The organism is Patescibacteria group bacterium (genome assembly GCA_041660565.1).
Taxonomy (GTDB): Bacteria; Patescibacteriota; UBA1384; order CAJBMM01; family CAJBMM01; genus JBAZWC01.
In genome coordinates, this window is sequence record JBAZWC010000001.1 from 195,045 (window position 1) to 218,592 (window position 23,548).

24 protein-coding genes are annotated in these 23,548 nt (G+C 45.2%); 9 read left to right on the top strand and 15 right to left on the bottom strand.

The window, feature by feature from the left end; translation table 11 throughout:
- Positions 1 to 1,096: 1,096 nt before the first annotated feature.
- Complete coding sequence (locus WC773_00935) at positions 1,097 to 1,405, bottom strand: hypothetical protein (GenBank protein ID MFA6081967.1); 309 nt, start codon at positions 1,403 to 1,405, stop codon at positions 1,097 to 1,099.
- Positions 1,406 to 1,587: 182 nt separating this feature from the next.
- The gene (locus tag WC773_00940) at positions 1,588 to 1,974 is read right to left on the bottom strand and encodes a histidine triad nucleotide-binding protein (protein MFA6081968.1); all 387 of its coding nucleotides are present in this window, start codon (positions 1,972 to 1,974) and stop codon (positions 1,588 to 1,590) included.
- A 283-nt stretch (positions 1,975 to 2,257) separates the two neighbouring features.
- On the opposite strand from WC773_00940, the gene WC773_00945 reads away from it, so the two are divergent.
- A complete protein-coding gene (locus tag WC773_00945; protein MFA6081969.1) occupies positions 2,258 to 2,875 on the top strand; it encodes a hypothetical protein in 618 nt (205 codons plus the stop codon).
- 56 nt (positions 2,876 to 2,931) lie between these two features.
- Here the strand turns inward: WC773_00945 and WC773_00950 are convergent, their stop codons facing one another.
- Positions 2,932 to 3,573: a hypothetical protein gene (locus WC773_00950; GenBank protein ID MFA6081970.1), complete on the bottom strand. Its 642-nt coding sequence runs from the start codon at positions 3,571 to 3,573 to the stop codon at positions 2,932 to 2,934.
- A 317-nt stretch (positions 3,574 to 3,890) separates the two neighbouring features.
- Here WC773_00950 and WC773_00955 point away from each other — a divergent pair, with 317 nt between their 5' ends.
- Positions 3,891 to 4,577, top strand: a complete 687-nt coding sequence (locus WC773_00955; protein MFA6081971.1) for a lytic transglycosylase domain-containing protein — start codon at positions 3,891 to 3,893, stop codon at positions 4,575 to 4,577.
- On the opposite strand, the gene eno is transcribed toward WC773_00955, so the two are convergent.
- The 3 genes from eno to WC773_00970 form a co-directional block, all read right to left on the bottom strand.
- Positions 4,574 to 5,836: a phosphopyruvate hydratase gene (eno, locus tag WC773_00960; protein MFA6081972.1), complete on the bottom strand. Its 1,263-nt coding sequence runs from the start codon at positions 5,834 to 5,836 to the stop codon at positions 4,574 to 4,576. The two genes, WC773_00955 and eno, sit on opposite strands and share 4 nt — an antisense overlap.
- A gap of 52 nt (positions 5,837 to 5,888) precedes the next feature.
- On the bottom strand, positions 5,889 to 6,974 hold the full coding sequence (locus WC773_00965) for a DUF3048 domain-containing protein (protein MFA6081973.1): 1,086 nt from the start codon (positions 6,972 to 6,974) through the stop codon (positions 5,889 to 5,891).
- 95 nt (positions 6,975 to 7,069) lie between these two features.
- Positions 7,070 to 7,924 (bottom strand): LytR C-terminal domain-containing protein, encoded by an 855-nt coding sequence (locus WC773_00970; protein ID MFA6081974.1) that lies wholly within the window; start codon positions 7,922 to 7,924, stop codon positions 7,070 to 7,072.
- 168 nt (positions 7,925 to 8,092) lie between these two features.
- On the opposite strand from WC773_00970, the gene WC773_00975 reads away from it, so the two are divergent.
- Positions 8,093 to 8,389: a GIY-YIG nuclease family protein gene (locus tag WC773_00975; protein ID MFA6081975.1), complete on the top strand. Its 297-nt coding sequence runs from the start codon at positions 8,093 to 8,095 to the stop codon at positions 8,387 to 8,389.
- Between the two features lie 67 nt (positions 8,390 to 8,456).
- Here the strand turns inward: WC773_00975 and lexA are convergent, their stop codons facing one another.
- The 3 genes from lexA to WC773_00990 form a co-directional block, all read right to left on the bottom strand.
- On the bottom strand, positions 8,457 to 9,050 hold the full coding sequence (gene lexA, locus WC773_00980) for a transcriptional repressor LexA (GenBank protein ID MFA6081976.1): 594 nt from the start codon (positions 9,048 to 9,050) through the stop codon (positions 8,457 to 8,459).
- 125 nt (positions 9,051 to 9,175) lie between these two features.
- Positions 9,176 to 9,607 carry a hypothetical protein gene (locus tag WC773_00985; protein MFA6081977.1) on the bottom strand — a complete coding sequence of 144 codons (432 nt, stop codon included), beginning with the start codon at positions 9,605 to 9,607 and terminating at the stop codon, positions 9,176 to 9,178.
- Between the two features lie 3 nt (positions 9,608 to 9,610).
- Entirely contained in the window at positions 9,611 to 10,078 is a 468-nt protein-coding gene (locus tag WC773_00990) for a TrmH family RNA methyltransferase (protein ID MFA6081978.1), read from the bottom strand.
- A 413-nt stretch (positions 10,079 to 10,491) separates the two neighbouring features.
- Between WC773_00990 and WC773_00995 the strand changes: the two genes are divergently transcribed.
- Entirely contained in the window at positions 10,492 to 11,343 is an 852-nt protein-coding gene (locus WC773_00995) for a reverse transcriptase family protein (GenBank protein ID MFA6081979.1), read from the top strand.
- A 119-nt stretch (positions 11,344 to 11,462) separates the two neighbouring features.
- Here the strand turns inward: WC773_00995 and WC773_01000 are convergent, their stop codons facing one another.
- Complete coding sequence (locus WC773_01000) at positions 11,463 to 12,737, bottom strand: His/Gly/Thr/Pro-type tRNA ligase C-terminal domain-containing protein (GenBank protein MFA6081980.1); 1,275 nt, start codon at positions 12,735 to 12,737, stop codon at positions 11,463 to 11,465.
- 210 nt (positions 12,738 to 12,947) lie between these two features.
- Between WC773_01000 and WC773_01005 the strand changes: the two genes are divergently transcribed.
- On the top strand, positions 12,948 to 13,385 hold the full coding sequence (locus tag WC773_01005) for a hypothetical protein (protein MFA6081981.1): 438 nt from the start codon (positions 12,948 to 12,950) through the stop codon (positions 13,383 to 13,385).
- 73 nt (positions 13,386 to 13,458) lie between these two features.
- Here the strand turns inward: WC773_01005 and WC773_01010 are convergent, their stop codons facing one another.
- Both WC773_01010 and nusA read right to left on the bottom strand, forming a co-directional pair.
- The gene (locus WC773_01010) at positions 13,459 to 15,927 is read right to left on the bottom strand and encodes an ATP-dependent Clp protease ATP-binding subunit (GenBank protein ID MFA6081982.1); all 2,469 of its coding nucleotides are present in this window, start codon (positions 15,925 to 15,927) and stop codon (positions 13,459 to 13,461) included.
- Positions 15,928 to 16,170: 243 nt separating this feature from the next.
- Complete coding sequence (gene nusA / locus WC773_01015) at positions 16,171 to 17,343, bottom strand: transcription termination factor NusA (GenBank protein ID MFA6081983.1); 1,173 nt, start codon at positions 17,341 to 17,343, stop codon at positions 16,171 to 16,173.
- Between the two features lie 219 nt (positions 17,344 to 17,562).
- Between nusA and WC773_01020 the strand changes: the two genes are divergently transcribed.
- Complete coding sequence (locus WC773_01020; GenBank protein MFA6081984.1) at positions 17,563 to 18,099, top strand: sigma-70 family RNA polymerase sigma factor; 537 nt, start codon at positions 17,563 to 17,565, stop codon at positions 18,097 to 18,099.
- A 61-nt stretch (positions 18,100 to 18,160) separates the two neighbouring features.
- Here the strand turns inward: WC773_01020 and WC773_01025 are convergent, their stop codons facing one another.
- Together WC773_01025 and WC773_01030 are read right to left on the bottom strand one after the other, a co-directional pair.
- The gene (locus WC773_01025; GenBank protein MFA6081985.1) at positions 18,161 to 18,868 is read right to left on the bottom strand and encodes a WecB/TagA/CpsF family glycosyltransferase; all 708 of its coding nucleotides are present in this window, start codon (positions 18,866 to 18,868) and stop codon (positions 18,161 to 18,163) included.
- 162 nt (positions 18,869 to 19,030) lie between these two features.
- Complete coding sequence (locus tag WC773_01030) at positions 19,031 to 20,122, bottom strand: glycosyltransferase (GenBank protein ID MFA6081986.1); 1,092 nt, start codon at positions 20,120 to 20,122, stop codon at positions 19,031 to 19,033.
- 116 nt (positions 20,123 to 20,238) lie between these two features.
- Here WC773_01030 and WC773_01035 point away from each other — a divergent pair, with 116 nt between their 5' ends.
- Positions 20,239 to 20,535 (top strand): GIY-YIG nuclease family protein, encoded by a 297-nt coding sequence (locus WC773_01035; protein MFA6081987.1) that lies wholly within the window; start codon positions 20,239 to 20,241, stop codon positions 20,533 to 20,535.
- Positions 20,536 to 20,575: 40 nt separating this feature from the next.
- Here WC773_01035 and WC773_01040 read toward each other — a convergent pair whose 3' ends face one another.
- Positions 20,576 to 21,580 (bottom strand): rod shape-determining protein, encoded by a 1,005-nt coding sequence (locus WC773_01040; protein ID MFA6081988.1) that lies wholly within the window; start codon positions 21,578 to 21,580, stop codon positions 20,576 to 20,578.
- Between the two features lie 124 nt (positions 21,581 to 21,704).
- Between WC773_01040 and WC773_01045 the strand changes: the two genes are divergently transcribed.
- Both WC773_01045 and WC773_01050 read left to right on the top strand, forming a co-directional pair.
- Positions 21,705 to 22,820: a glycosyltransferase family 1 protein gene (locus tag WC773_01045; protein ID MFA6081989.1), complete on the top strand. Its 1,116-nt coding sequence runs from the start codon at positions 21,705 to 21,707 to the stop codon at positions 22,818 to 22,820.
- An 18-nt stretch (positions 22,821 to 22,838) separates the two neighbouring features.
- Complete coding sequence (locus tag WC773_01050) at positions 22,839 to 23,543, top strand: PEGA domain-containing protein (GenBank protein ID MFA6081990.1); 705 nt, start codon at positions 22,839 to 22,841, stop codon at positions 23,541 to 23,543.
- The last annotated feature ends 5 nt before the right edge of the window (positions 23,544 to 23,548 follow it).

Genomic DNA, 23,548 nt, shown 5'->3' on the forward strand with positions numbered 1-23,548 from the left:
TTAAAATTCACCTCACCTTCGAATTTATAATGTAATAATAACAGATCCGCAGGACTATGTCCAGCGTATCAGATGATGGAGAATTGAGGATGGATGATGGATTATTTTCTTGTTCGAGGAGTGAAACGACGAGAACTATCTTTGTTTCCATCCTCTATCCTCCACCCTCCGATATAAAAATGAGGCGCCCCGCGATTACTCGCGAGACGCCCAGTGCGATCAGGTACGCCTTGCCCACGCGACCATGCAGTCGCAGGTGCAGAAGTTGGCGATAGGTCGGACTCGAGTGTCGTCAGGGTAGTACGCGACAACGGAAACGTGTGCAGCGGTAAAACTGATACGACCATCGCACTCAAGACACTTGACGAATCCGTTGGGGTAGCCATTGGGGTGTGGGTTTTCGTAAATCCCAAACCACACCGTCTGTGCAATGGTTGTTGTGTCACCCGGTCTTACGAGAAGATACCCGCGTATTGAATCGAGTGTCGTCAAGGTTCCTTTGGCTTCACCGGTAACGAGCCGTCGGAGCCTAGTGAGGCAGAATTCCTTCTCAGCCGGGCCCAACTCGCTGTCTGGGATGGCCGTGGGTCGGACACGATCTCTTCGCTTCACAGTTGCTTCACCTCTTTTCGTTGATGGTTGCCGCGAGCTCGCGAAACGCCCGTTGTCACAAACTCTCCTCGAGCATGTCTGGGATGGTGGCGGCAATCATCCTGTCCGCATCACGTTCCAGGTCACTCAGCTCATCCAGAATATACTCTACCACCTGATGTGACAGAGACGCGTTCCGCGGATGGTCGTTTGCATATCTGGTGAGTAACCCTATCCTGGTCGCAAGTGACTGTGCGGCCAATAGCAGAGCCGCCACATCTGCAGCGCATCGATTGAACCGGCGCGGATGGGCTTGCCTTGACTCCCTGAGGCTGGTAGATAGGAACTCAGGCAGAGTAACCTGGCACTGAGTTGCACTCCCATCTATGGCCATCCACGATCTGACCACAAGCTGTCCCGTGGTTTCGTCGTAACCGAATCCGTATGACGATCGTACGTTTTCTGGCACCTGTTTCCTCTTTCTACTGGGTGCTAATATGCTTCCCTAGCTCCCACTCCCCCTCATTCTCATATTCAGGTATTCTTGCCCTTCAACTCGAGTCATGAGAATGTGGCGGACGTAGCTGGAGAACGACGGCGTCAAGGCGCCCGCATCCAACGCCTCTTCTGATGGCCAGAAAGCGAACTGGAAACCAGTAAACCTATCCCAAAGCTCATCGCCTCTGGCAGGTTCGGCAGTTAGAAACACTGCCACATCTTCGATTCCGAGCTCGTCGATGGTTTTGGCCAATTCTGTGGCGAGCAGCGTGTTTCCTTCCGACACCGCGGTCACATCAATCTGAGATACTGGCACTTAACTCACCTCTTTTCCGCCACGGAATGTTAGTCGTAGCTTTCAATCCACCTAAATGAACTAAAAGCCACGACCAAAAAATGTTAAGATACGAAAACGATAGTATTATATCATACTATCGTTTCGTGGTCAAGGTATTTTCATATAGATTCTTAGGTCTTGCCTGGAATGACAAGGGAGGTTCATCCAAACTGGCTAATTGGGTTTGGTTTGGCCGAGGTCATTGGCCCTAACTCTGTTCCAGCCAATAAATGCAAATGTAGATGTTCCACTTTTTGTCCCCCATTGTGACCGTTATTGATCACAATTCGATATCCTTCTTCATCTAAATTGCTACGGTGGGCAATTTCTTTAGCGGTAATTACTAATTTGCCCAGTATCTCTTGATCTGTTGATTGCACCTGGTCAATAGAACCGATATGTTTTTTTGGTACTACCAATAGATGAAATGGTGCGGCGGGCTCGATATCCGTAAAGGCAATAATAGCTGTGTCTTGATATTCAATTTGGGCAGGATTCTTCCCGCTAATGATATTACAAAAAACACAGTTTTCAGTTTGATCAGGCATATTTACTCCTTGTAAATTGATTATATCAACAAATCATAAAAGCACTAAATTTTCATTTTCCTAATGGTCAAATTGGTCCAACCGGAATAATTGGTAGCTTGACATATATCTGAGTCGAGGCTATGATACTTACTGTCTCTAGAAAAAGAGATTTTTTTAGAGCAGGAAGAGAGCGGTCATGCACTTTTGCCCCCTAAGGAGGGGCTCGCTGGCGAAGTATCGCCTTCATTTTCAAAAATTATATAATTATGAATTATTTAGGCTCAAATCTACCACAAAGGTAATGGGTCTGGTTTTGGTATTGGTCACGTTGCCCTACTCTGGCGTATTAGCAAATGGCTCCATCATTAAACCGTCAACACCGGAATTAGTAATAACCAAATCGCCTACCGTATTGCAAATTGTGCCAGCGAAGCCACTAATTATGCCTGGGTTGAGTTTGTATCAGCAAAATCTGAACAACGAAAAATCAAATATGGCTAATGTGTGGAAGCAATATGATGAAAAATCAGGATTAGATATTGAATCGCTTAATTACGATCAGATGTTTGGCCGGATCAGCAATTATTTAGACCATCAGGGTTCGCCGATGTCATCAATTGAAGATTTGCTGCAAATTGCATCAAAATATCAGATCGATCCGCGCTTAATAATTGGCGTAGCAGGTGCCGAGTCAACGTATGGAATACATATGCCAAGTGGTTCGCATAATCCGTTTGGGCTTGGCCCGACAAATCGCTACCTTACTTGGTCGGATGGATATATGGCCGAAGCTCAGTTTTTGTATGATCATTTCATACAGTTTGGTGTGTTTTCGCCTTTTCAGATTGGCCCAAGCTATACCGGCACCGGTAGTCAAACTTGGGGTCAGTCTGTTTATTCCGTGATGATAAATATATAGGAACGCACCCGAGATGAATCTTCCGGGTGCGGTTAGCGTGTTGTTCTTCTGAACAGCTATTGATCTTGGGCAAGTTCTTCCACCATTCCGACATCGAATGTCGGGTTGGTATCCGCGTTGAACCAGACATAGAATCCGTAGCGGTCGAACCCTCCAACCGCAACGTGCTTATCCTTGGAAACCCCATGCCAACCCCAGTGATACCACTCGCCGAGTAGCCGCTCGTCATTGTGCACAATGCAGTTGGCGAAACAAACTGCTGTGACAACAGCTTCGTTTGCTCGCACAACACCCTTGGCGCAACGTTCAGGTTGATCTCCCCACCTATTCCTGGTGTGATTCCGGGCAAAGTTGAGCAAGTGATATCGCGGACTTCGCGATGAACATGCCCATTCATTCCCCGGCTTCAGCCACCATCTGTTTCGGTAGAAGTGTGGCTCTCGCTTTGCCCCATTAGTTCCGAAGAGCTGTCGCATGGCTGCAAGGGAAATGCCTGGATCGAACATCAACCGCCAATCCGCTTCGTTCTGCTGGTTTTGTCCGGCGCATTGCCGCAGTGTGTCAGCAGAGAAAAGAAGAAGGTCGATAGAACGCCCGAAATCCTCCTCCCCTAAAGCTTGCCGTGCTTGTTGCGCGGTTACAACCATTTCGCCACTAAGGATCTCGATGGCCTCGTCGATATCAGTAACGTGAGTCATTCGCGTCACCCCCCTGTCGTTGATCTGGCGAGTATTTTGTTTGGTGCTGAGGATATTGTAGCAGAATTTACATAAATAGATACTATCCTATCCGACTTTTAACTAATAACCCCATCAGATGAAATATCAGAAAAATCCTTCAATTTGGGTTGACAAATTCGAAAATATATGCTACAATGGTGTGTTCTCGATGTGAGAGCATTTTTTTGTATCTTTTAGGCATAGATTCCGGGTCGAGCCCGGAATGACAAAGAAATGTACATTGTAGAACAGAAAGCGAGTTTAACCAAATGACTTTAACCCATATTTGGGGGAGAGTGAAAGCGGTTTCTACTCACAAATCAATTCGAAAATTATCTCGGATTACCAAGAGAATTAAAAAACGTAACGCTAAGAAATTAGCTGTCTTAGGTATGGTAGTACAGATGTCATTTATGACCTCAGCTATCTCTATTGTGCCGGTTTCGGCTCACAATAATGATACTTCAGTAGCGTCAAGTGAACTATCACTTTCGAAAAAAGCGATGGTGTTTGATGGCGCCAATTCAATTAAAATTGTATCTGGAAACAGTAACGATTATGTTCAGAAGAGACAGATTGTGGCTCAAGTTGCAGTATCAAAAACTGTATCTACTCCTGCTCCCTCTTTAACTGAATTACGTTTAATGTACCAAGAAGTTGAGAGTCGTCATGGTATTGCCGGTTTGGCCAAAGCTCTTGAAGCTGTTCACCAAGTTGAATCTGGTAAGTCTTGGGATACTTCAAAACGATCTTATGCTGGGGCTACCGGTCCGATGCAGTTCATGCCGTCGACTTTTAGATATTATTGCAAAAACAGTGGTGCCGGAAGCGATATTACTTCGGGGCGAGACTCAATTTTTGCCGCCGGTAATTTATTGGCTGCCAGTTACATCAATACCGGTAGTTGGAATGGTGCTTTTTACAATTACAACCACTCTACTTCATACGTGAACAAAGTGCTTGGAGTAATGAATAGTATTTAACCTAGCCCTGCGTACCTTGCCATTGGGCCCAGGTCTTCTTCAATGCGTAGTAATTGATTGTATTTCGCCGTTCTCTCGCCTCTGACAGGTGATCCGGTTTTAATCTGCCCCGTTCCCATTGCCACCGCTAAATCGGCAATAAAGGTATCGGTGGTTTCGCCGGATCTGTGTGAGACGATGGCGGCCATTCCGTTTTGTTTGGCAAAATTGATACAATCTACGGTTTCAGAAACCGTTCCTATTTGATTAAGTTTGATTAAGATAGCGTTGGTGCATTTTTCGCTAGCCCCTTTTTTGAGCCTGTCCAAATTGGTGGCGTACAAATCGTCGCCAACAATCTGCACTTTTTCACCAATCTGAGATGATAGCGCGGTGTATCCGGTCCAATCATCTTCTGAAAGCGGATCTTCAACTGAGAAAATAGGATGATTATTTACCAAATCAACCACTTTCGCTTGCATTCCGGCTGAATCCAATTCAACTTTATCGTTTTTTAACACATATTTTCCATCTTTAAAGAATTCGTCCGAGGCAATATCTAAGGCAATTTTGATATCTTCGCCGGGACGATATCTGGATTTTTCAATTGCTTCAACTAATATCGCCAGTGCCTCATCGTTGGTTGAGTTAGAGATGGCAAAGCCGCCTTCGTCCCCCACATTGGTGGGTACGCCTTTAGCCTTTAACAGATCCTTTAAGGTGTAGTAAACTTCTAGCCCCATTTGCAGTGCCACTTTAAACGACTCAGCGCCAATGGGGGCGATCATAAATTCTTGAAAATCGGTGGAATTGTTGGCGTGCAGCCCCCCGTTTATTACATTCATTAACGGTACCGGAAGCTGATTCACCCCTGAACCACCTAGGTAGCGATAGAGCGGTTGATGCTGAGACACAGCGGCCGATTTAACCAAACTCATCGAAACCGCTAGTATGGCATTTGCGCCAAGCTTAGCCTTATTTGGTGTGCCGTCAAGCGCAATCATTCGTTGATCTAGGGCGCGCTGATCTTCTACATCTAGCCCGATTAAATCTGGTTTGATGATGGTGTTGATATTCTCAACTGCTTTGAGTACGCCCAAGCCGTTATAGACAGATTTATCTCCGTCTCTAAGTTCGAGCGCTTCGTGTGCACCGGTTGACGCCCCGGATGGCACGGCGGCGCGCCCGAATGATCCGTCCTCTAAAATAACGTCTGCTTCAACAGTTGGGTTGCCGCGTGAATCCAAAATTTGTCTTCCAACGATTTCTTTAATTTTCATAAATGTTTTCCTTTACACGTGTTTGATTCGAAATTGGTTAAATTGGATTGATCTATCCGCTCGTTACGGTACTGCCGGGGTTTACCACTTCAATCCAAGTTTCGCCGGCGTAAAGTGTGATTAATTTACCATCAGCACCAAAAAATTGGGTGCGGTCGTATTTGCTACTTTTCGACCATGTGCCGTCAATTTTTACCCCACCTTGATAGATTGTAGCGCTTCCCGAACCAACCGTGGGCATGGACCAGCCATTTTCGTTGATGGCCGTAGCCACAGAGCTTCGAGAAATATTTTGAATGATCACGTTTTTGGCCGAAATTTGGCGGTTGTTGTTGGCGTCAACGTCCGGAGCTGCTGCAAGGTTGCGTAAGTAGGTGTTGTCGGTTTTATTATAATCCCATCGTACGTCATATTGCGGGAAAGAAAAATTAATTTTAATAAACGTGGTAGCGGTAACCGGTGGCGATGGCGCCGCGCTAAAAAATGAATAGATGTCGTATGTTTCTCTTAGTGGTGTAAACCATGTTTTTAAACTAGCCAGTTTGTAAAGTTTGTCGGTTGATGAATACATTGTGTGCTCCGTGGCCTCACTACCTCGCCGTGCACGATAGTACGATCCGGAATTCGCAAACTGATCCAGATCTTTAACTTTGTCGGCAGGGATTTTTTCTTTTAACGCGTCGTAGTTTCCGCCAACGTGAGCGTAATAACAATCATATTCATTACACCAATCAACGTAGTAGGTTCGGGCGCTCCTAATGGGGCCAACTTTTGGCGCGTCATTTGGACCGTATATGGCTAAATATCGGGTAATTCCGCCCTCTGCGATCGCCTCGTACACGAAACTGGCGGTGCTGAGGCCAAATTGAGGGCGCGCCTCTGTGTGGTTTTCAATCATCACTCCCAGCGGATGCCGATCCGAAAGCTCTTGGGTAACCATTGTGCCATCTAATTTTGAAGCGGTTAATGGAACCGGGGTTGGTGTGGCGGTGATCTTGGGTCTGAATAAATAAAATGTTTTGTTTGACGATTTTAAGAGATTGGTATGATTGACCATATATAAATATAACGTGCCAACCGATAAAACAATAATGATCGTTATTATAATAGCGATAAACGGGCTACGCTTAAGTTGCATCTTTCCCCTCAGAAAATTGTAAAGTTAATATAATATTTGTGATAACTAGCAAAACTGAGTCCTAATTGGATAATTGGACTGATTGGCGGAGAGGATTATTTTTTTCCAATAACCACTACTAGTTCGGTGTCAGATGTGGCCATAGTGGCATCTACTTTGGCGGTGACAGAATAACCGGTTAACGCGGCAGCTAATTCGGTAGCGAGGTCTTTTTCGTTTGCGTTTTTGTAATAAACGTAAGAAGTGGTGTATGAATACGATTTCGCATTCGCAGTGCTTGAAACGGTGAAACCGGCGGCTGTAATGACCGTGGATGCCTTTGTGGCAGCCCCAGTGACTCCCCCACCGTTAAGCACCTTAACTGTAACAGATGCTTTGGTTAACGCAGTGGACGAGGGCGTGGCGGTAGTGGTGGTGCTTGGCGAGATAGACGGGGTTGCTGTTCCCGTTGCGGTTGGAGTTGCGCTGGTAGTGGTTGAAGGTGAGGCGGTGGTAGTAGTTTGGCTGTTGTTATAAAAAATGACAGCTTGAGAAACTAATAACGCTAAAAGCGAAATCAAGATAATTGACAAAAATGCGGTAATCCATTTCTGTTTCTTTGATGATTTTATTACCGGCGGCATAATTGATTGAGCTGGTGGAATTTTTTGTGCCGGAGCCATTTCGGCGGTAGCCCGTGGGATAGTTGGTGCCTTGGGCTCATCTTCATCAATTTCAGGTTTAACAGCAACTGATTGGCTGTGTTCCGGTTTGTCTTCCTTGGGTTCTGCCTTATCGTTTTCAGGTTCAGACGGAGCATCTGTAAACGCTGCGCCGTGTTCAATGGCAACGTTCTCCACTTTTTCTGATTCTGTGTCTATATGTTTTTCAGAAGAGTCGACAGTCTTGGCAGTCTTCTCGTCTGCACTATCCGGTTCGTTCTTTTTGTTTAAGTCAAAAAATTTGGCCATATTTTAATCCCCTTCTCTATTTATATTGTCATAGATTATCAGTATTAATGCAAGGGGATAAGATCAGGTATCAAGTTCTGTCATTTTAGATTTGACGTAAGACGTTTTGTCCTTGTCATTCCGGACTTGATCCGGAATCTATATAAAAAAATGTATAATTAATGCTGTATGAGCAAGTATTATTATGTTTATATTCTAGCTAGTTGCAAAAATGGTACTTTATATACTGGAGTAACAAACGACCTGATAAAAAGAGTATATGTACATAAAAACAAATACAGCCAAAAAGGCTTTACGACAAAATATGGAATTTGCCTTCTTGTTTATTATGAAATGACCGAGGATGTGAATAGCGCTATTGCCAGAGAGAAACAAATCAAAAACTGGCATAGATCATGGAAAATCCAACTTATTAAAAGTAAAAACCCAGACTGGAAAGATCTGTATGAGGAAATTTGTATATAGTCTGTCCCGAAGTGCGCTCGGGGTTGTTTGTTTTATATAGATTCCGGATCAAGTCCGGAATGACAGATTAGAATTTCCGGATTACGCCTTTAACTTTTCCTTGCACGGTGACGTTTTTGGTTAGAATTGGTTTCATGGTTTTGTTGGCTGGCTGCAGGCGGATGTGCGTTTTCTCTTGATAAAATCGTTTAAGCGTAACGTTTTCGCGATCAATTAACGCCACCACAATATCGCCATTTTTAGCCACTGTGGTTTGCTCAATAATGACATAATCACCATCAAAAATGCCGTCTTCGATCATTGAATTACCTTTAACTCGTAGTGCGAACACTTTTGGCCCCATCATATCGCGTGGGATATCAATAGTCTCATGGGTTCGAACGGCTTGGATGGGTGCACCGGCGGCAATGATGCCCATTAAAGGAGCCGAAAAGCTTTGTTCGTCCCAAGTTGGGGTTAGCTGTAGTGAGCGTGCTTCGTTGGCTTCGCGGTTTAGATATCCTTTATTAGTTAAACTGTCGATGTGCTCGGCCACGGTGGCAACGCTAGACAACTTAAAATAATCGGCGATTTCGCGGTAGCTAGGCGCGTAGCCGTTCTCTCCGATGAATTGCTCAATATAGTCCAAGGTTTGTTTTTGTCGTTTGGTTAATGGATCCATTTGTCCTCCCGATTCTACATCCAGCATAACCGAACATAATCCGTAGTGTCAATAGCCGGAAGATAGATGATGGTCTCCGGCTCTACGAGCCGATAGACTCAGAGAGAGAATGGAGTACAATTTGACTATTCTTTTTGAATCCCTTGTTCGTGATCAACGTTTTCAAAATCACTCAATTTTACTAATTGTTCGCTGGATAAAAGCGCCTCAACCTGATCTCGGATAACGACTAGTTGGTTCTCTAAGTCAGAAAAATATTCTAATCTAGTTTTCATTTCAAACAGATGCGCACCTAATGATGATAGTTCATCTTTCAATGCTGTCGTATAGGCAGATTCCCCGTGATCAATTTGAGGGTTATCACTGCCTGGTGCTTGCAATTCGGCCTCGATTGCTTTAATTTTCTCGACAATTTCTTGGCTTACAAGCTTTACCGATGGTGCTTGCATTTTCCAGAGTTCAACCTGTTGGTTTATTGATTGCCATTTTGCGTTAAGATCGGTCCATAGCTCGGAAACCGGGGCATCTTCGTGATGCATTAGTTCTTGTTCGCTCATCTATTATCCTTTTTTATTTATTATACACCAAACCGCAATTGCGCAAGCGGTGGAGACGTTAAGTGAGTTCACATCGCGGTGCATTGGAATAAAAATATGCTTGGTCGATTCGGCTAGTGCAAAGCGATCAACCCCATCGACTTCGTGGCCAACAATTAGGGCGGTTTTTGGTCCTGGGGAAAAGTCGGCTAATGGGATCGCGTCAGACGTTATCTCTAGCGACACGATTTCGTATCCATTATCCTGGCATTGCTTGATGGCGTTAGACGTATTGTCAAAATATGTCCACTTAACTTTGGTTTCACCGCCCAGAGCAGTTTTGTGTATTTCGGCGCGTGGAGGAGTTGCAGTCATGCCGCATAGGTACAACTCGTCGACGTTTAATCCAGCGGCCAGTCTAAAAATCGCCCCGACGTTATACATCGACCGCACGTTGTCTAAAATAATAATCAATTTCTGTTTTGGTGTCATTATGGCAATACTAGCATAAAATTTATGCAAAATCATTTTTAATTAAATAAAATTATGGTATAGTTTTGCCATCCTCGGCTAGTTTAGCCAACCGTTGCTGAAGCCGCGTTTTCGCGCGGTGGAAGAGTTGGCGCCTACCAGTTTCTGGTGGGTAGTGTCATGGCATCAACTGAGTTCAAGCATGCCGTTGAGTCTTGAATCCTAAGTAGTCGGGGGTGATCGAAGGGGCGAGGACGTTCTCTCGCCCCTTGTACCTTACATCGAAAGGTGGTGATCTGGAGTTGAGCTATGGCTTACGACCAACCGAAGCGGCTGATTGGCTGATTCGCCGCTGTGAATTACCGCGGGAGTGGCGAGGTTACTTGGCCAGTGTAGTTGTTAAGCCGAGTAGCCAGTTTTACCACCAGTGGCAAATGCCGAAGAAAAACGGTGGATATCGGGTGATCCTGTCGCCGCTTGAACCACTGAAATCCGTTCAACGCCAGATTCTTCGCCACGTGCTGTGTGACCTAAGGATTTCGAGTGCGGCACACGGATTCGTAGGTGGTAGAGACATCATTACTAATGCTCTACCCCATCTTCAGTCTCACTCCATGCTTGGTCTAGACTTGGCGGACGCATTTGGTAACGTCTGGCTTGGTTGGATGGCGTATCGTGAATCGCCTAGGAAGACCACAGGACTAAAACTGGGTTTGCATCTGGACACTTGGCAGGCACTGTTGCCGTTTATCAGTTATGTGGACGATGATGACGGGATTCTGCCACAAGGCGCACCAACGTCGCCGGCGATTTTCAATGCAATGTGTTGTCGAATGGACACAATGCTGCTGAAACTTGCCAAAAACGTGGGCGGAGTGTACACACGCTACGCCGACAACCTGACCTTTTCGATGCCAGGACCTTCAGTGGGGCAAAAGTTGATCAACGCAATCTTGCGTATTGTTGATGACGATGGTTTCCCACTGAATGATGACAAAACGCAACTACTACGCAGTGCCAACAACTTTAACCGGCCACTGCGCCTGCCAGGGCTGAACATCATTAATGGCCAACTAGTTCTGCCCGCCGACACACTAAAGCGCTTTCGTAGCGCTATGTACCGCGCTGGTCAGGACAGTTGCAGTGATGATGACGAAGTGCGCGATCATGCACGTCGATCGCGTAGAGGCATCAAGGGATACGTCATTCGCATCTACGGCGAGTTGCCGCCACAACTACGTGGCATGTACGAAAAAGGACGCATACACGCGTCCGAAGAGACCTGATCCCCTACTGTCCGGACTGGGTGGTGGGGGTTCTTTTTATATAGATTCCGGACTCGAGTCCAAATCTAGCGGGCGGACACATGGGTCCGCCCCTACGGAGGTCGTGGCACGTGTCATAATCAAGCAGATAGGCGTTCTTGCAGTACCGGTAAGAGCTCGTCGATGTAGATATTATCTTGCAAGCCCGAAACCATATCTCGCATAATAATGTGGCCGTTGATTGCCTCTTTCTGCCCAATGATTAAAGTAATGCGGGCACGCAGTCTTTCAGCAATTTGCAGTTGCTGTGAAATGCTATCGCTTTCGGTGGCGGTAGTGGCCGAAAAACCGGCATTGTACAATTGTTGTAACAGGGGGATTGATCTTGATTTGGCTTGCTCGCCAAGCTGGGCAATAAACACCTGAATACCCTCGGTATCAGGTAAACTAGCGTGGGCATTTTCCAAAAACTGGCTGAATTGTTGCAGATTAAAACTAAGCCCAATGGCCGTTAGCGGTTGTTCGGCAAGTTGCGAGGCAAAGTTATCATAGTGAAATCCGATTACCGACGGCACCGCTTCATCCCCTACTTTTAAGCCAAAAATGGTTTGCTCCGCCTCTTCATCGGCAGTGTAAAGGTTCGGATTGACATCATAATTGATGCCCAGAATATCGCAGGTTTCCAGTACGCCGGTAAGCTGATTGTGGCAACTTAAGCACAAATTATCCAGTAATTGTGGCATTTTGACTAGCCATTCCGCTTTGCTGTCTAACTCGCAATTTGAGATATTTTGAACGGTTGGATTTTCTTTGCATCTTGGGCACAGATCGCTGATGTGTGGGTGGACTTGCGATTTGAATAACAGATCAAAATTGGGCCGGCATTTGGCGCATCCGTTGCTGTGCAGCATAATTACCGGTTTTTTGAGCTTTAGATCGCACGCCAGCTTTTGTAATAACATTAGGAGCGTGGCGTTGGTGGTAGCATCTTTGGCGCCGATGACATCAAAACAGTAATAATAATTTTCGACAAATGCGTCGTCTAGCTTTCGCATCGTATTTACTTGATAAGCCAGGTGGACCGGCGGCGGCCAGTGTAAAAAGCCGTTTTCTTTGTAGCTGCGCATTAAACTGACGCGTGGATGAGCGCGCAAAACATAATGTTCGTCGTTGCTGATCATCTGAGCATCAATAAGTTGATTTTGCCAGTCTTTGGAGAACGCTAGGTCGTACAATGATTTTGATTCGATTGGTGGGGTGATGACGCGGTGATAGCCAAACGACTGAGATAAATGATCAAGAATGGAGATACTTAGTTGCCAATAGCGCTGTGAATCCGGTAAAATATCGCTTAATCCTTTTGGATTACGGTACTTGAACGGTGGTTCGACTATTTCATTACTATTTATACGCATTGCCCCTCGATGTATTCAGTTACTAACTGAGCCAAAGTGTAGCAGTTAGCATTTTTTTGTCAAGAGGAGGGGGTGTTGCGCGCAAAATTGTATCGTCAGCGCCCTTTGCGCGAAACGTTTTTGCGGCTTATAAAAAAATATTGACATAAATATATTATCGGGGTAGAATGTTCTTGCGTTATCACACGCTGGGGGGAGGATATAACGGAAATGAGGTTTCAGGAAACGGTCAAAATGCCGGTTCCAGAAGCGGTGACTATCCCACCGGTTTCCGGGTGGGCTGACATCGTACAGCACAGTGATAAGAGCATATGTCGCTTGTACCTGGCGGTGACTAGTGCTTCTGATGAGCCGGCAATGTGCGGCAAGGACGTTCTGTACAGGATGAGTCTCAATTGTAAGACGAGCCACTGTGCGGGCTCGGCGCATGCCGCCTGGCTTCTGGAATGCCCAGAGTCCCGGATTCCGGTTGAATGGCAGCAGGCTAAGCATCTCTTCTTCCTGAGGGAGGTGTGGGGAGATGAGCAGGGTTACTTGCATGTGTTGGTTGCCCAGCCTGAAGAAGCCGGGAAGTGGACCTTCGGCTATCTAGCCGACTTCGGCGCCGCCTTGATGGGTCCGCGCGATTGGGTGGTGATGATCGATTGACGCCGCCCCTATCCCCCGTTCCGAGGACAACTTGGATCGGGGGAAACTATTTTTCAATGAATGAATATAAATATTATATGACCATTTCTAGTTCGTCTGAAGTGCGACGAATTAGGACGGTTTTGTTTGGGTTAATTTTTCCCATCAACACACCATCGGCAATTTTATCTTCAATTAAAGTTTGAATAGCGCGGCGAATTGGGCGCGCCCCGTTTTTGGGCTCAAAACCTTTTTCGGCCAGATATTTTCGGGCGGTTAGGTCAATTTGTAGCTTAATCCCCTTCTCATTCAATCTGGTTAAAAGTTGATTAACTTGGATATCTACAATTTGGCGGATATTTTCCGGCGTTAAGGGCTTAAAAACAATTGCTTGATCTATTCGGTTTAATAGTTCGGGTTTCATTAGTACCTTAAGTTCTTTGAGCAATTTATCCTTAAGTTGATCATAAGATTGGCTGGAGTTTGCGGAATTAAAACCAATTTCGGCATGATGCGTTAGTTCGTCTAGTCCGATGTTGCTGGTCATAATAATAATCGCATGACGAAAATCAATCTTGCGCCCCTTGGTATCGGTGATAAACCCATCCTCTAAAATTTGTAATAGAATGTTAAAGGTATCTGGGTGGGCTTTTTCAATTTCATCCAGTAAAACCACGCTATATGGATGTCGTCGAATAATTTCGGTTAGTTTGCCGCCTTCTTCGTAACCAATATATCCGGCGGGTGCCCCAATCAACCTAGAAACATTATGCTTTTCCATAAATTCGGACATATCAATTTTAACTAACGCGTCATCTTTGCCATAAACGCGTCTAGCAATCACCCGCGCCAGCTCTGTCTTGCCCACCCCGCTTGGCCCAAGAAAGATAAACGAACCAACCGGCCGGTTTGTCTGGCTAATGCCGGTACGCGAGCGCTTGATGGCATTTGAGACGGCAGAAATGGCTTCGGTTTGCCCGATTATCTCTTTGGCAATAATGGTCTCAATATTTTTGATTTGATTTAATTCGGTTTTGGCTAAAGTTGAGGTGGGGGTGTCGGTGATTTGCGCCACAGTTTTTTCGATGTCAGAAACGCTTACTAGCGGTTGTCTTGCACTGCTAACTCGATTGTAATTTTTTATCTGATTGTCTATTTTGACAATCTGTTTTTGTAACTGGTCTGCCACATCGTATCGCTCTTCAAATACGGCGCGATCTTTCTCTTCGGACAACTGATCTTTTTGTTTAATTAAGTTGATCACGCTGGTTTTTTGGCGCTGATGCATCCGCACGTCGGCTGCGCTTTCATCTAACAAGTCGATCGCCTTGTCTGGCAAAAATCGCCCCGTAATGTACCGAGTGGACAGATTAACCGCTGCTTCAATGGCTTCGTCGGTAATAGTGACTTGATGATGTTTTTCGTAATTTGCTTTAAGCCCGTGCAAAATTTTGATAGTATCTTTGGGCGTTGGCTCGGCCACGATAATCGTTTGAAACCGACGCGTTAGTGCCGCATCTTTTTCGATGTGTTTTTGAAATTCATCCAATGTGGTGGCGCCAATCAACCGAATTTGACCTTTGGCCAGTGCCGGTTTCAATATCTGTGAAGCGTCTAGCGAGCCTTCGGCGCTACCGGCGCCAATAATGGTGTGTAGCTCGTCGATAAAAATGATGCAGTCATTTAATTTGGTAATAGAGTTGATGAATTTTTTGATTCGTTCTTCAAATTGGCCGCGATACATCGTACCCGCCACCATTAGCGATAAATCTAAATTAAGTACTCTAAAGCCATTGAGGGCGGACGGCACATCGCCATTCGCGATTCGCTGTGCCAATCCCTCTACAATAGCGGTTTTCCCCACCCCGGGTTCGCCAATAAGCACCGGATTGTTTTTGGTGCGGCGGGATAATATTTTAATTACTCGGTCAATTTCAATTTCGCGGCCGATAACCGGGTCTAGCTCGCCTTTTCTAGCTTGATCTGTAAGGTCGGTGGCGTAAAGTGCGGCCGGGCTGTTAGCAGATTTCCGGGTTTTGGCGCTAACCGGATCGTCGGGCTGGTTTTGATTAAATTCAAAATCGTTATCCATATCAAAATTGATGCGGTTTACTCGATCTAATTCCTCAAACAGATTATTGATGTTGGTGGTAATGTTGTCTGGGTTGCCAGCGCACTCTGAGACTAGCTTATATGCCGAGTTTTCCTTAAACGATAACGTTGCTAACAACAGATGCTCGGTGTCTAGGCCAACATGCCCAAGGGTGGCGGTTAACTGCATCGCTTTTTCCAAAACGTTAATCAGATCTTTGGTGACCATCGACTTTGGGTCGCTTTGCTCCGCTAAATCATTTTTATGCGCGTTTAGGTACTCATCGGCCTTGGTTAGGGTTAAGCCGTTATTGATTAAGACACCGTGTGCCAATGAATCCGGCAATATAAGCAGCGCAAGAATAATATGATATGTGGCTAAAGGCACATTATTTGCCATAGCGATTTCTTGCGCTTTGATTAACACATCGCGGGTGCTGGGGCTAAATTTTGAAAATTGATCTTCTTGCATATTTGCCAATTTTAAATTTTAAATTATTAATTTTAAGTGAATAAGACCAAATTTTAAATGGTTAACTATCAGATACTGTCATTTCGACTCCTCGACATTCCAGTCGAGGGTGGAGAAATCTCTAAATAAAACCGGAAGGAATTCTTTCTCAGATTTCTCTCTCCGAGCCGTAGGTCTACGAGCCGGAGGCCAACATATTCGAATTGACATTCTCATTGGGTCGAAATGACAGCTAGAACGAATCTATTTAGACTTAGGTTTAGTTTTCGACGCTGGCTTTTTAACCTTAGCTTCTTTAGCAGGTTTTTCTGCTTTGGTTGTTTTTTTGGCAGATTTCTTAGGTGCTTCCTCAGCCACGGCTTCAACAACCGGCTCATCACCTTCTTTGTTAATGTCTAAATTCCATCCGGTCAGTTTACTGGCCAAACGAACGTTCTGACCATTGCGACCAATGGCCAACGATAACTGATCCTCGGGCACAGTGACAATGGCACTGCGCTCATTCTCGTTCAGGGTTACTTTAATGACTTTGGCTGGTGACAATGCATTGGTAATAAATTGTATTGGATTTTCATCCCATAAAATAATATCGATTTTTTCTTCGCCAAGTTCCTCTAAAATTGCTTTGACGCGAATGCCGTGTTGGCCAACGCACGAACCAACCGGATCTAACCCCTCTTGCAAGGCGGTTACCGCCACTTTTGAGCGGGTTCCGGCTTCACGTGAGATAGATCGAATTTCTACCGTACCGGCGGCAATTTCGGGTACTTCTAATTCAAATAACTTGGCTACAATAGCGGCGTCGGCGCGAGAAACTGAAACCTGAGGCCCGCGCATTGTTTCTACCACTTCTTTTACAAAAACTTTCAAACGGTTGCCCACTTGATATCGCTCACCGCGAATTTGCTCAACCGGAAACATAATTCCGTTGATTTTGCCTAAGTTGATTACTACATTTTCACCCTCAATTTGCTGAACCGAACCGTTAAGTAGCATATGCTCTTTTTCTTTGAACTCTTGATACAGCAACTCGCGCTCTGCTTCGCGGATGCGCTGAATGATTACTTGTTTGGCGGTTTGAGCGGCAATACGACCAAAATCACTTTCGGTTGGTAGCGGGATGATTACCTCTTCGCCGACAACCGGTTTTTTGGTAAACAATTTTGCTTGTTCTACCGTCATTTCGGCTTCAAGCTCTTTGATTTCGTCATCTGCAACAATGTTATAAACACGCTCGACTTTCATTTGGTCGGTTTCCGGGTCTAAATGAACACGAATAATTTGATCCGGGCGTCCAAAATCTTTACGATAAGCGGCAGCTAAGGCGGCTTCGACAGTTTCTAGAATGATCTCTTTAGATAGCCCTTTTTCTTCGGCTATCTGGGCAATGGCGGAAACAATTGGATTTGTGGCCATATTTTTCTCCTCTTATATATGTATTATATCGCATATTAGCGTTTAAAAAAGCGGGCGATTGTCATCGTCCACTAACAGAAGTATATCAAAAGTATCGACTCTTGTCAAACACTATCAGTTAAAGATGATGATATCTATGGCAAATATTTGTAAATAGTGGTATAATCATAATGTTCAGCTTAGCTGAAAGTACACTTCACAGAAGGGGGAGCGAAAATCGTGGCGATTGATGTTGAGCTCAATCCGTTGCTTTCCGACCCGTGTTATCGCGGGCGCGCAATGCGAATGGCGCGTCGGATTACGGGTAATCCAGACGACGCTGAGGATGTTGCTCAATGCGTGATGCTCAGGGCGTGGCGGGCAAATCCGCAGAATCTAAGGAGTCCAGAAGCGTGGATGACGTGTATCACTCGTCGTGTGGCACTCGATCGTATTCGCGCCAACAACAATCGGCGCAAGTATCTAGGCATTGCGGTCAGCTTGGATGAGGTGTGGGAAGGTAACGACACCCTCGTACGCCAGTTAGCGGACTTCACTCAAGATCCGGCGCAGATAATCGAAGACCGCGTAATCGACGATCGCCTACACAATGCCTTATTGGTGGTGCCGCAGATGTTTCGCGCGCCATTCACTATGCACGTTGTCGGCGGAATGTCATACGACGACATCGCCCAAAAGCTGGGTATCCCGATTGGAACGGTCAAGTCTCGTATCAATCGGGCGCGGACGATCTTGCGCGGACAGCTCAGCGCTTAGTAGCCCTTTGCCGGAACATCGGCAAGGGGCTTCATTTTTGCAAATTTTCAACCTCGCAGAACTATTTTTGATTTGTCAGGCGCATCCACAGAATCAAAATAAACATTTTTGGCAAAGCCAGTTGACGCTTAAAACGCTTTGGTTCGTGAACTAACCGCCACAACCACTCAAAACCGGCATTGCGCCAAGCTAGCGGCGGACGCTTTTTTACCCCGGCTAAATAATCAAACGTACCACCAACACCCATCATTACCGGTACATTAAGCTCATTTTTATGTTGATGAATCCAGATGTCTTGTTTTGGGGCGCCCCAGGCAATCAGTAAAATGGACGGTTGATGACGGAGGATGGTGGGGATAACCTCGGGATCGTCTGGTGAGCCTTCGTAAACCCCGGCAATTTTTAAGGTTGGATGTTCGGTGGTCCATAGATCGGCTACTTTTTGTGCAACGCCGTTTCGGCCGCCCAGTAAAAAGATGGAAAATCCTTGCTCCGCTGCCATTTTAGCGATGAACTGGGTTAAATCGACACCAGTAATGCGAGATGGAATCGGCTGATGTAGTAGTTTTGCCGCTAACACAATTCCCGCACCATCGGCTACGCTAATATCGGCCGAATTTAGAGTTGCCTTAAATAATGGGTTGTGGCGCGCCTCCATCACAAATTCGGTGTTAACGGTGCAGATTTGATGTGGGGTTTTTGAGTCCACAAATCGGTGCACCTGCGCCAATATCTGGTCAAGCGTTAATAGGTCTATTTTAATGTCCAAAATGGAACATTTTATCATATCTGACTCGACGACTTGTCATCTCGACTCCTCGAGCATTGTCGAGAGGGTGGAGAGATCTCAAAAAAACTGGATGGAATTCTTTCTCAGATTTCTCCGACGCGGTCGATCTGCGGATCTCCCCGGGTCGAAATGACAGTTATATTATTTTTCTTCCACAATTCTTCGAATATTATTATTAAACTCGTCCAAAGAGAATTTTTCGGCGTGACTTTTGATTGCCTTGGGGTTTAGTTTAGATTCGATTTTATCCAACTGTTTAATGCCATCAATCATTCCCGCTGTACTTTGATCTTGGAATAAGATGCCAGTTTGGTTGTGTACTACGGTTTCGGTGGCTCCGCCTTTATCAAATGCTACTACCGGACGGCCGGCGGCCATGCCTTCCACCGGCACCAAGCCAAAATCATCAATTCCCGGCCACAGTATGGCACGGCAGTGTTCAACTTGATTTATCACTTCCTCGTCAGTCATGAATCCCATAAATTTAATTGTTGGTCCAGCCATCTGTTGCAAGCGTTCCTTGTCTTCGCCGCTGCCGATAATATGTAGCGGGCGTTTTAGCTCGTTGCAGGCTTGAATTGCCAGCTCTACCCGTTTTGGCGGGGTTAGGCGACAAATTGTCAGATAATAATCATCAACTTTTTCGGCAATTTTGTATTTATCAACTTCCACTCCGGGATAAATTACCTTACTGTCTCGTCGATAAAATTTGGTTACGCGATCTTTGACCGTGCCACTGTTGGCGTAAAGCTCATCTCCACGCTGCGCCGCCAAAAAATCCCATTGACGCAAATTGTGCAAAAATCGCTGAGCTACTGCGCCTTTTACCCCTTTGTCCCATCCTTTTTCTTTTAGGTATTGGTAATGGTAATCCCACAAAAAGCGCGTTGGAGTATGGTAATAGCTAATATGGCGGGTTCCCGGCTGAGTGATAACGCCGTGAGCAAAGGCACTGGAAAATGATAAAACCGTATCGAACTCAGATAAGTCAAACGATTCGATGGCCATGGGGTAAAGTGGCATTGCCATGGTGTGTCCGCGACGATTAAGCATGGAGTGCTTATCGATGAATGAAGATCGCACATCGCAATCATCAAAACGATGCCCGATTTTTTCGGGGTCGTATCTTAACGTAAAAATTGGGGCATCTGGAAATAGATCGTGTACCTGGTGCGTTACTTTTTCAGCTCCGCCATAGGTCATCAAAAAATCGTGAATAATTGCTAGTTTCATAGTTTTATCTTAGCACAACTGTCTTAATAGATCGAGATACACTTTTTATATGTCGTCCTCGTTGTCATTCCCGCGAAGGCGGGAATCCAGTCTATAAAAAAATGTATAATTATGGTATGGATAAATATTATTACGTATATATTCTCGCAAGTGATCGGAATGGCACTCTGTATATTGGAGTTACATCAGATTTAGTTGGCAGGATTTATCAACATAAAAAAGACTGCGACGAAAAAGGATTCACCGCACAATATCAGGTTCACCGTTTGGTATATTATGAAATGACTAAGGACGTAAACAGCGCCATCACTAGAGAGAAACAGATTAAAAAATGGAACAGATCATGGAAAAAACGTTTAATTGAAACTAAAAATCCGGAGTGGAAAGACCTATACGAGGAAATTCATTCATAGACTGGATTCCCGCCTTCGCGGGAATGACACCCGATTATGTTTATTTATAACTCCATAACACAGATCGCTTAAACGCGTCTAGGTTATCTACCGCAATTAAGGTGCCTTTGGCAACGCAGAACAGCGGGTCTTCGGCAATTTGGCATGGTACACCGGTTACTTTGCTCATTAAGCTATCAAACTGACGCAATTGAGAAGTGCCACCGGTCATCACAATCCCCTTGTCCATTACGTCGGCTGCCAGCTCGGGCGGAGTTTTTTGCAAAACCGATTTTACCGCGTTCAAAATCTCGGCAATTTCTTCTTTGATGCTGGTCATTACATCGGTTGAAGTAACAATAACGCTTTCGGGTAGGCCGGAAATGGTGTTACATCCCGAAACTTCCATCGAGAGCTCTTTAGCTAATGGCATCACCGTGCCAATACGAATTTTAATTTCTTCGGCTGTCTGTTCGCCAATTACTAGATTGTATTTTTTTCGCATGTAGGCTGCAATGGCAGTGTCAATCTTGTTGCCGCCCACTCGTACCGATGTAGCCGCCACAATATCGCCAAGCGCGATCACCGCTACCTCGGTGGTACCGCCGCCGATGTCAATAATCATGCTTCCGGATGGGGTGTTGATTGGGATGCCCGCTCCTAAAGCCGCAGCAATGGGTTCTTTAACTAAGTACGCATGTTTTGCGCCGGCTTGGGTGATGGCGTCGATAACCGCGCGCCGTTCAGTAGAAGTTATGCCCGCTGGAATAGAAACCATTACATCTGGTTTGATGATGCGGATTGATCCCGAAACCTTATTGATGCAATGTCTAAGCATAGCTTCGGTAATGCGATAGTTGGCAATCACCCCGTCTTTTAATGGATGATTTGCCACAATTGACTCTGGAGTACGGCCGAGCATTTTCTTGGCTTCCTCGCCAATGGCCATAATTTTATTGTTAGATGCTTCCAGCGCCACAACCGTAGGCTCATTTAATACCACGCCTCTTTTGGGGAGACTGACGATGGTGTTAGTTGTTCCTAGATCGATTGCAATTCGCGCCATATTATTCCTTGTAAGCGATGTTAGTATAAAAGAAAATGTCCGAATATACAACTTGTGATTAAAACTATAACAAGAATTTAAAATTTAAAATTTAAAATTGTCCTAGGTGTGGTATAATTGCAGTATGATAATTGGCATAAACGCCTCTGCGCTTACTCTGGAGCACAAAACTGGTGTCGAAAAATACACCGAGCACATTATTCGTGCGCTAATTAAGCGTGCGGACAAAAAGCATCAATTTAAGTTGTACTCCCCTATCCCGCTGAGTGGTGATTTTGCCGCACATCAAGTGGTACTTAAATCTCATGGTTTGCCGTGGACACAAGTTAGATTGTCGGTTGAACTAATGCGGCATCGCCCCGATGTATTTTTTCAACCTAGCTACATGCTGCCTCCTGTTTGTCCATGTCCAAGTGTAACAACTGTACACGACATCGCTTGGAAGCACTTTCCCCAAGGGTACAGCCAAGATCAAACTAAAAAACTACATCTGGCGATAGACCGGATAATCAAACTCAAAAGCACCATTATTGTACCAAGCATTGATACCAAAAAAGATCTGATGCATTTTTTCAAAATCAATCAAAACAACATCAACGTTATCCCCGAGGCGTTGGTGGAGCTGCCGGTTGGAGATATCAATTTACATCCAAATATTGCCAAAATGGCGGACCGCGATATCGTTTTGTCCGTTGGGCGGCTTGAAGCGCGAAAAAATACTTTGACGCTGGTTAAAGCGTTTCGAGTTTTGGTTAAAGATCACCTCAAAAATTCCCCCACCAAACCAGTGTTGGTACTAATTGGGCAGGCGGGGTTTGGGGCGGATGAGATTTTTGCCGAGGTAAACAAAGCCAAAAACGATGGCATTGAAATATTGGTGCTAAATAATGTGGATGATTCCGCGTTAAGCTGTTGGATGTCTGTGGCAAAAATGCTAGTTTATCCATCGCTGTTTGAAGGGTTCGGATTGCCAATTTTGCAGGCGTTTGCTGCCAAGATTCCGGTTATCACCAGTAAGACATCCGCTATGCCAGAAGTTGGTGGAGGTGCGGTTGCGTATTTGAATAATCCGAAAGACGAAGACGAGCTGGCGATACTAATCAACAATTTACTGTTTAGTAATGCCAAACGAGAAATTTTGATAGACAAAGGGCAAACTAGACTAAATGATTTTTCGTGGGAAAAAGCGGCCGATCAAACGTTGGCAGTTCTGCTGGCGGCTGGAACAAAAAATTCATAAGAGTATAATTAGAGTTAAATGCTAAATATTAAACCAACACATCACAAAATATCCGATACCGTTAGGCGCATTATTCTAGTGCTGGTATTTGTGATTGTTGCGTCAGTGGTGATCGGATATGCCGGCGGGTATCGGCTTAATTTCAATAACTTTTCCATTGAAGCCACCGGAGCAATCTCTCTGTCTGGATCTGATACTGCATTAACCGTTAAATTAAACGACCGCACCGTTGGTGCTTCATTACCGGTTTATCTTAATGATCTAAAGCCAAATCAATCATACTCAATTTCGGTACAAAAAGATGGCTATACAAAATGGTCACGTACAGTGACGGTTTTGCCTAATATGGTAGCAAATTTTGGGCCAATTCTCTTGTTTAGGCTTGAACAAGCTCCAATTGCCTCCACCACCGCAGACGTAACTAGCTGGTGTAAAAGCAACACGCCATTCGGTAAGCAACTGGTAATTGACAACAGTGACATTAGGATTCAAAAGGACTTTGTCACCCGCGTCAGCGCACCGGTGGTCAATGCTTGCTGGTTTAATGATGGTTTTCATATTGCGTACGCCACCGCCGATGAAATACACGTGATTGATAATGATGGGTACAATGATGTAACTGTGGTGACCGCCACAACTCCAATTCAGCAAATGGGCGTAAATACCAAAGACAGCGAAATTGATTATTTTGACGGTACAAATTGGTACAAATTAAATATCTAAAAAAC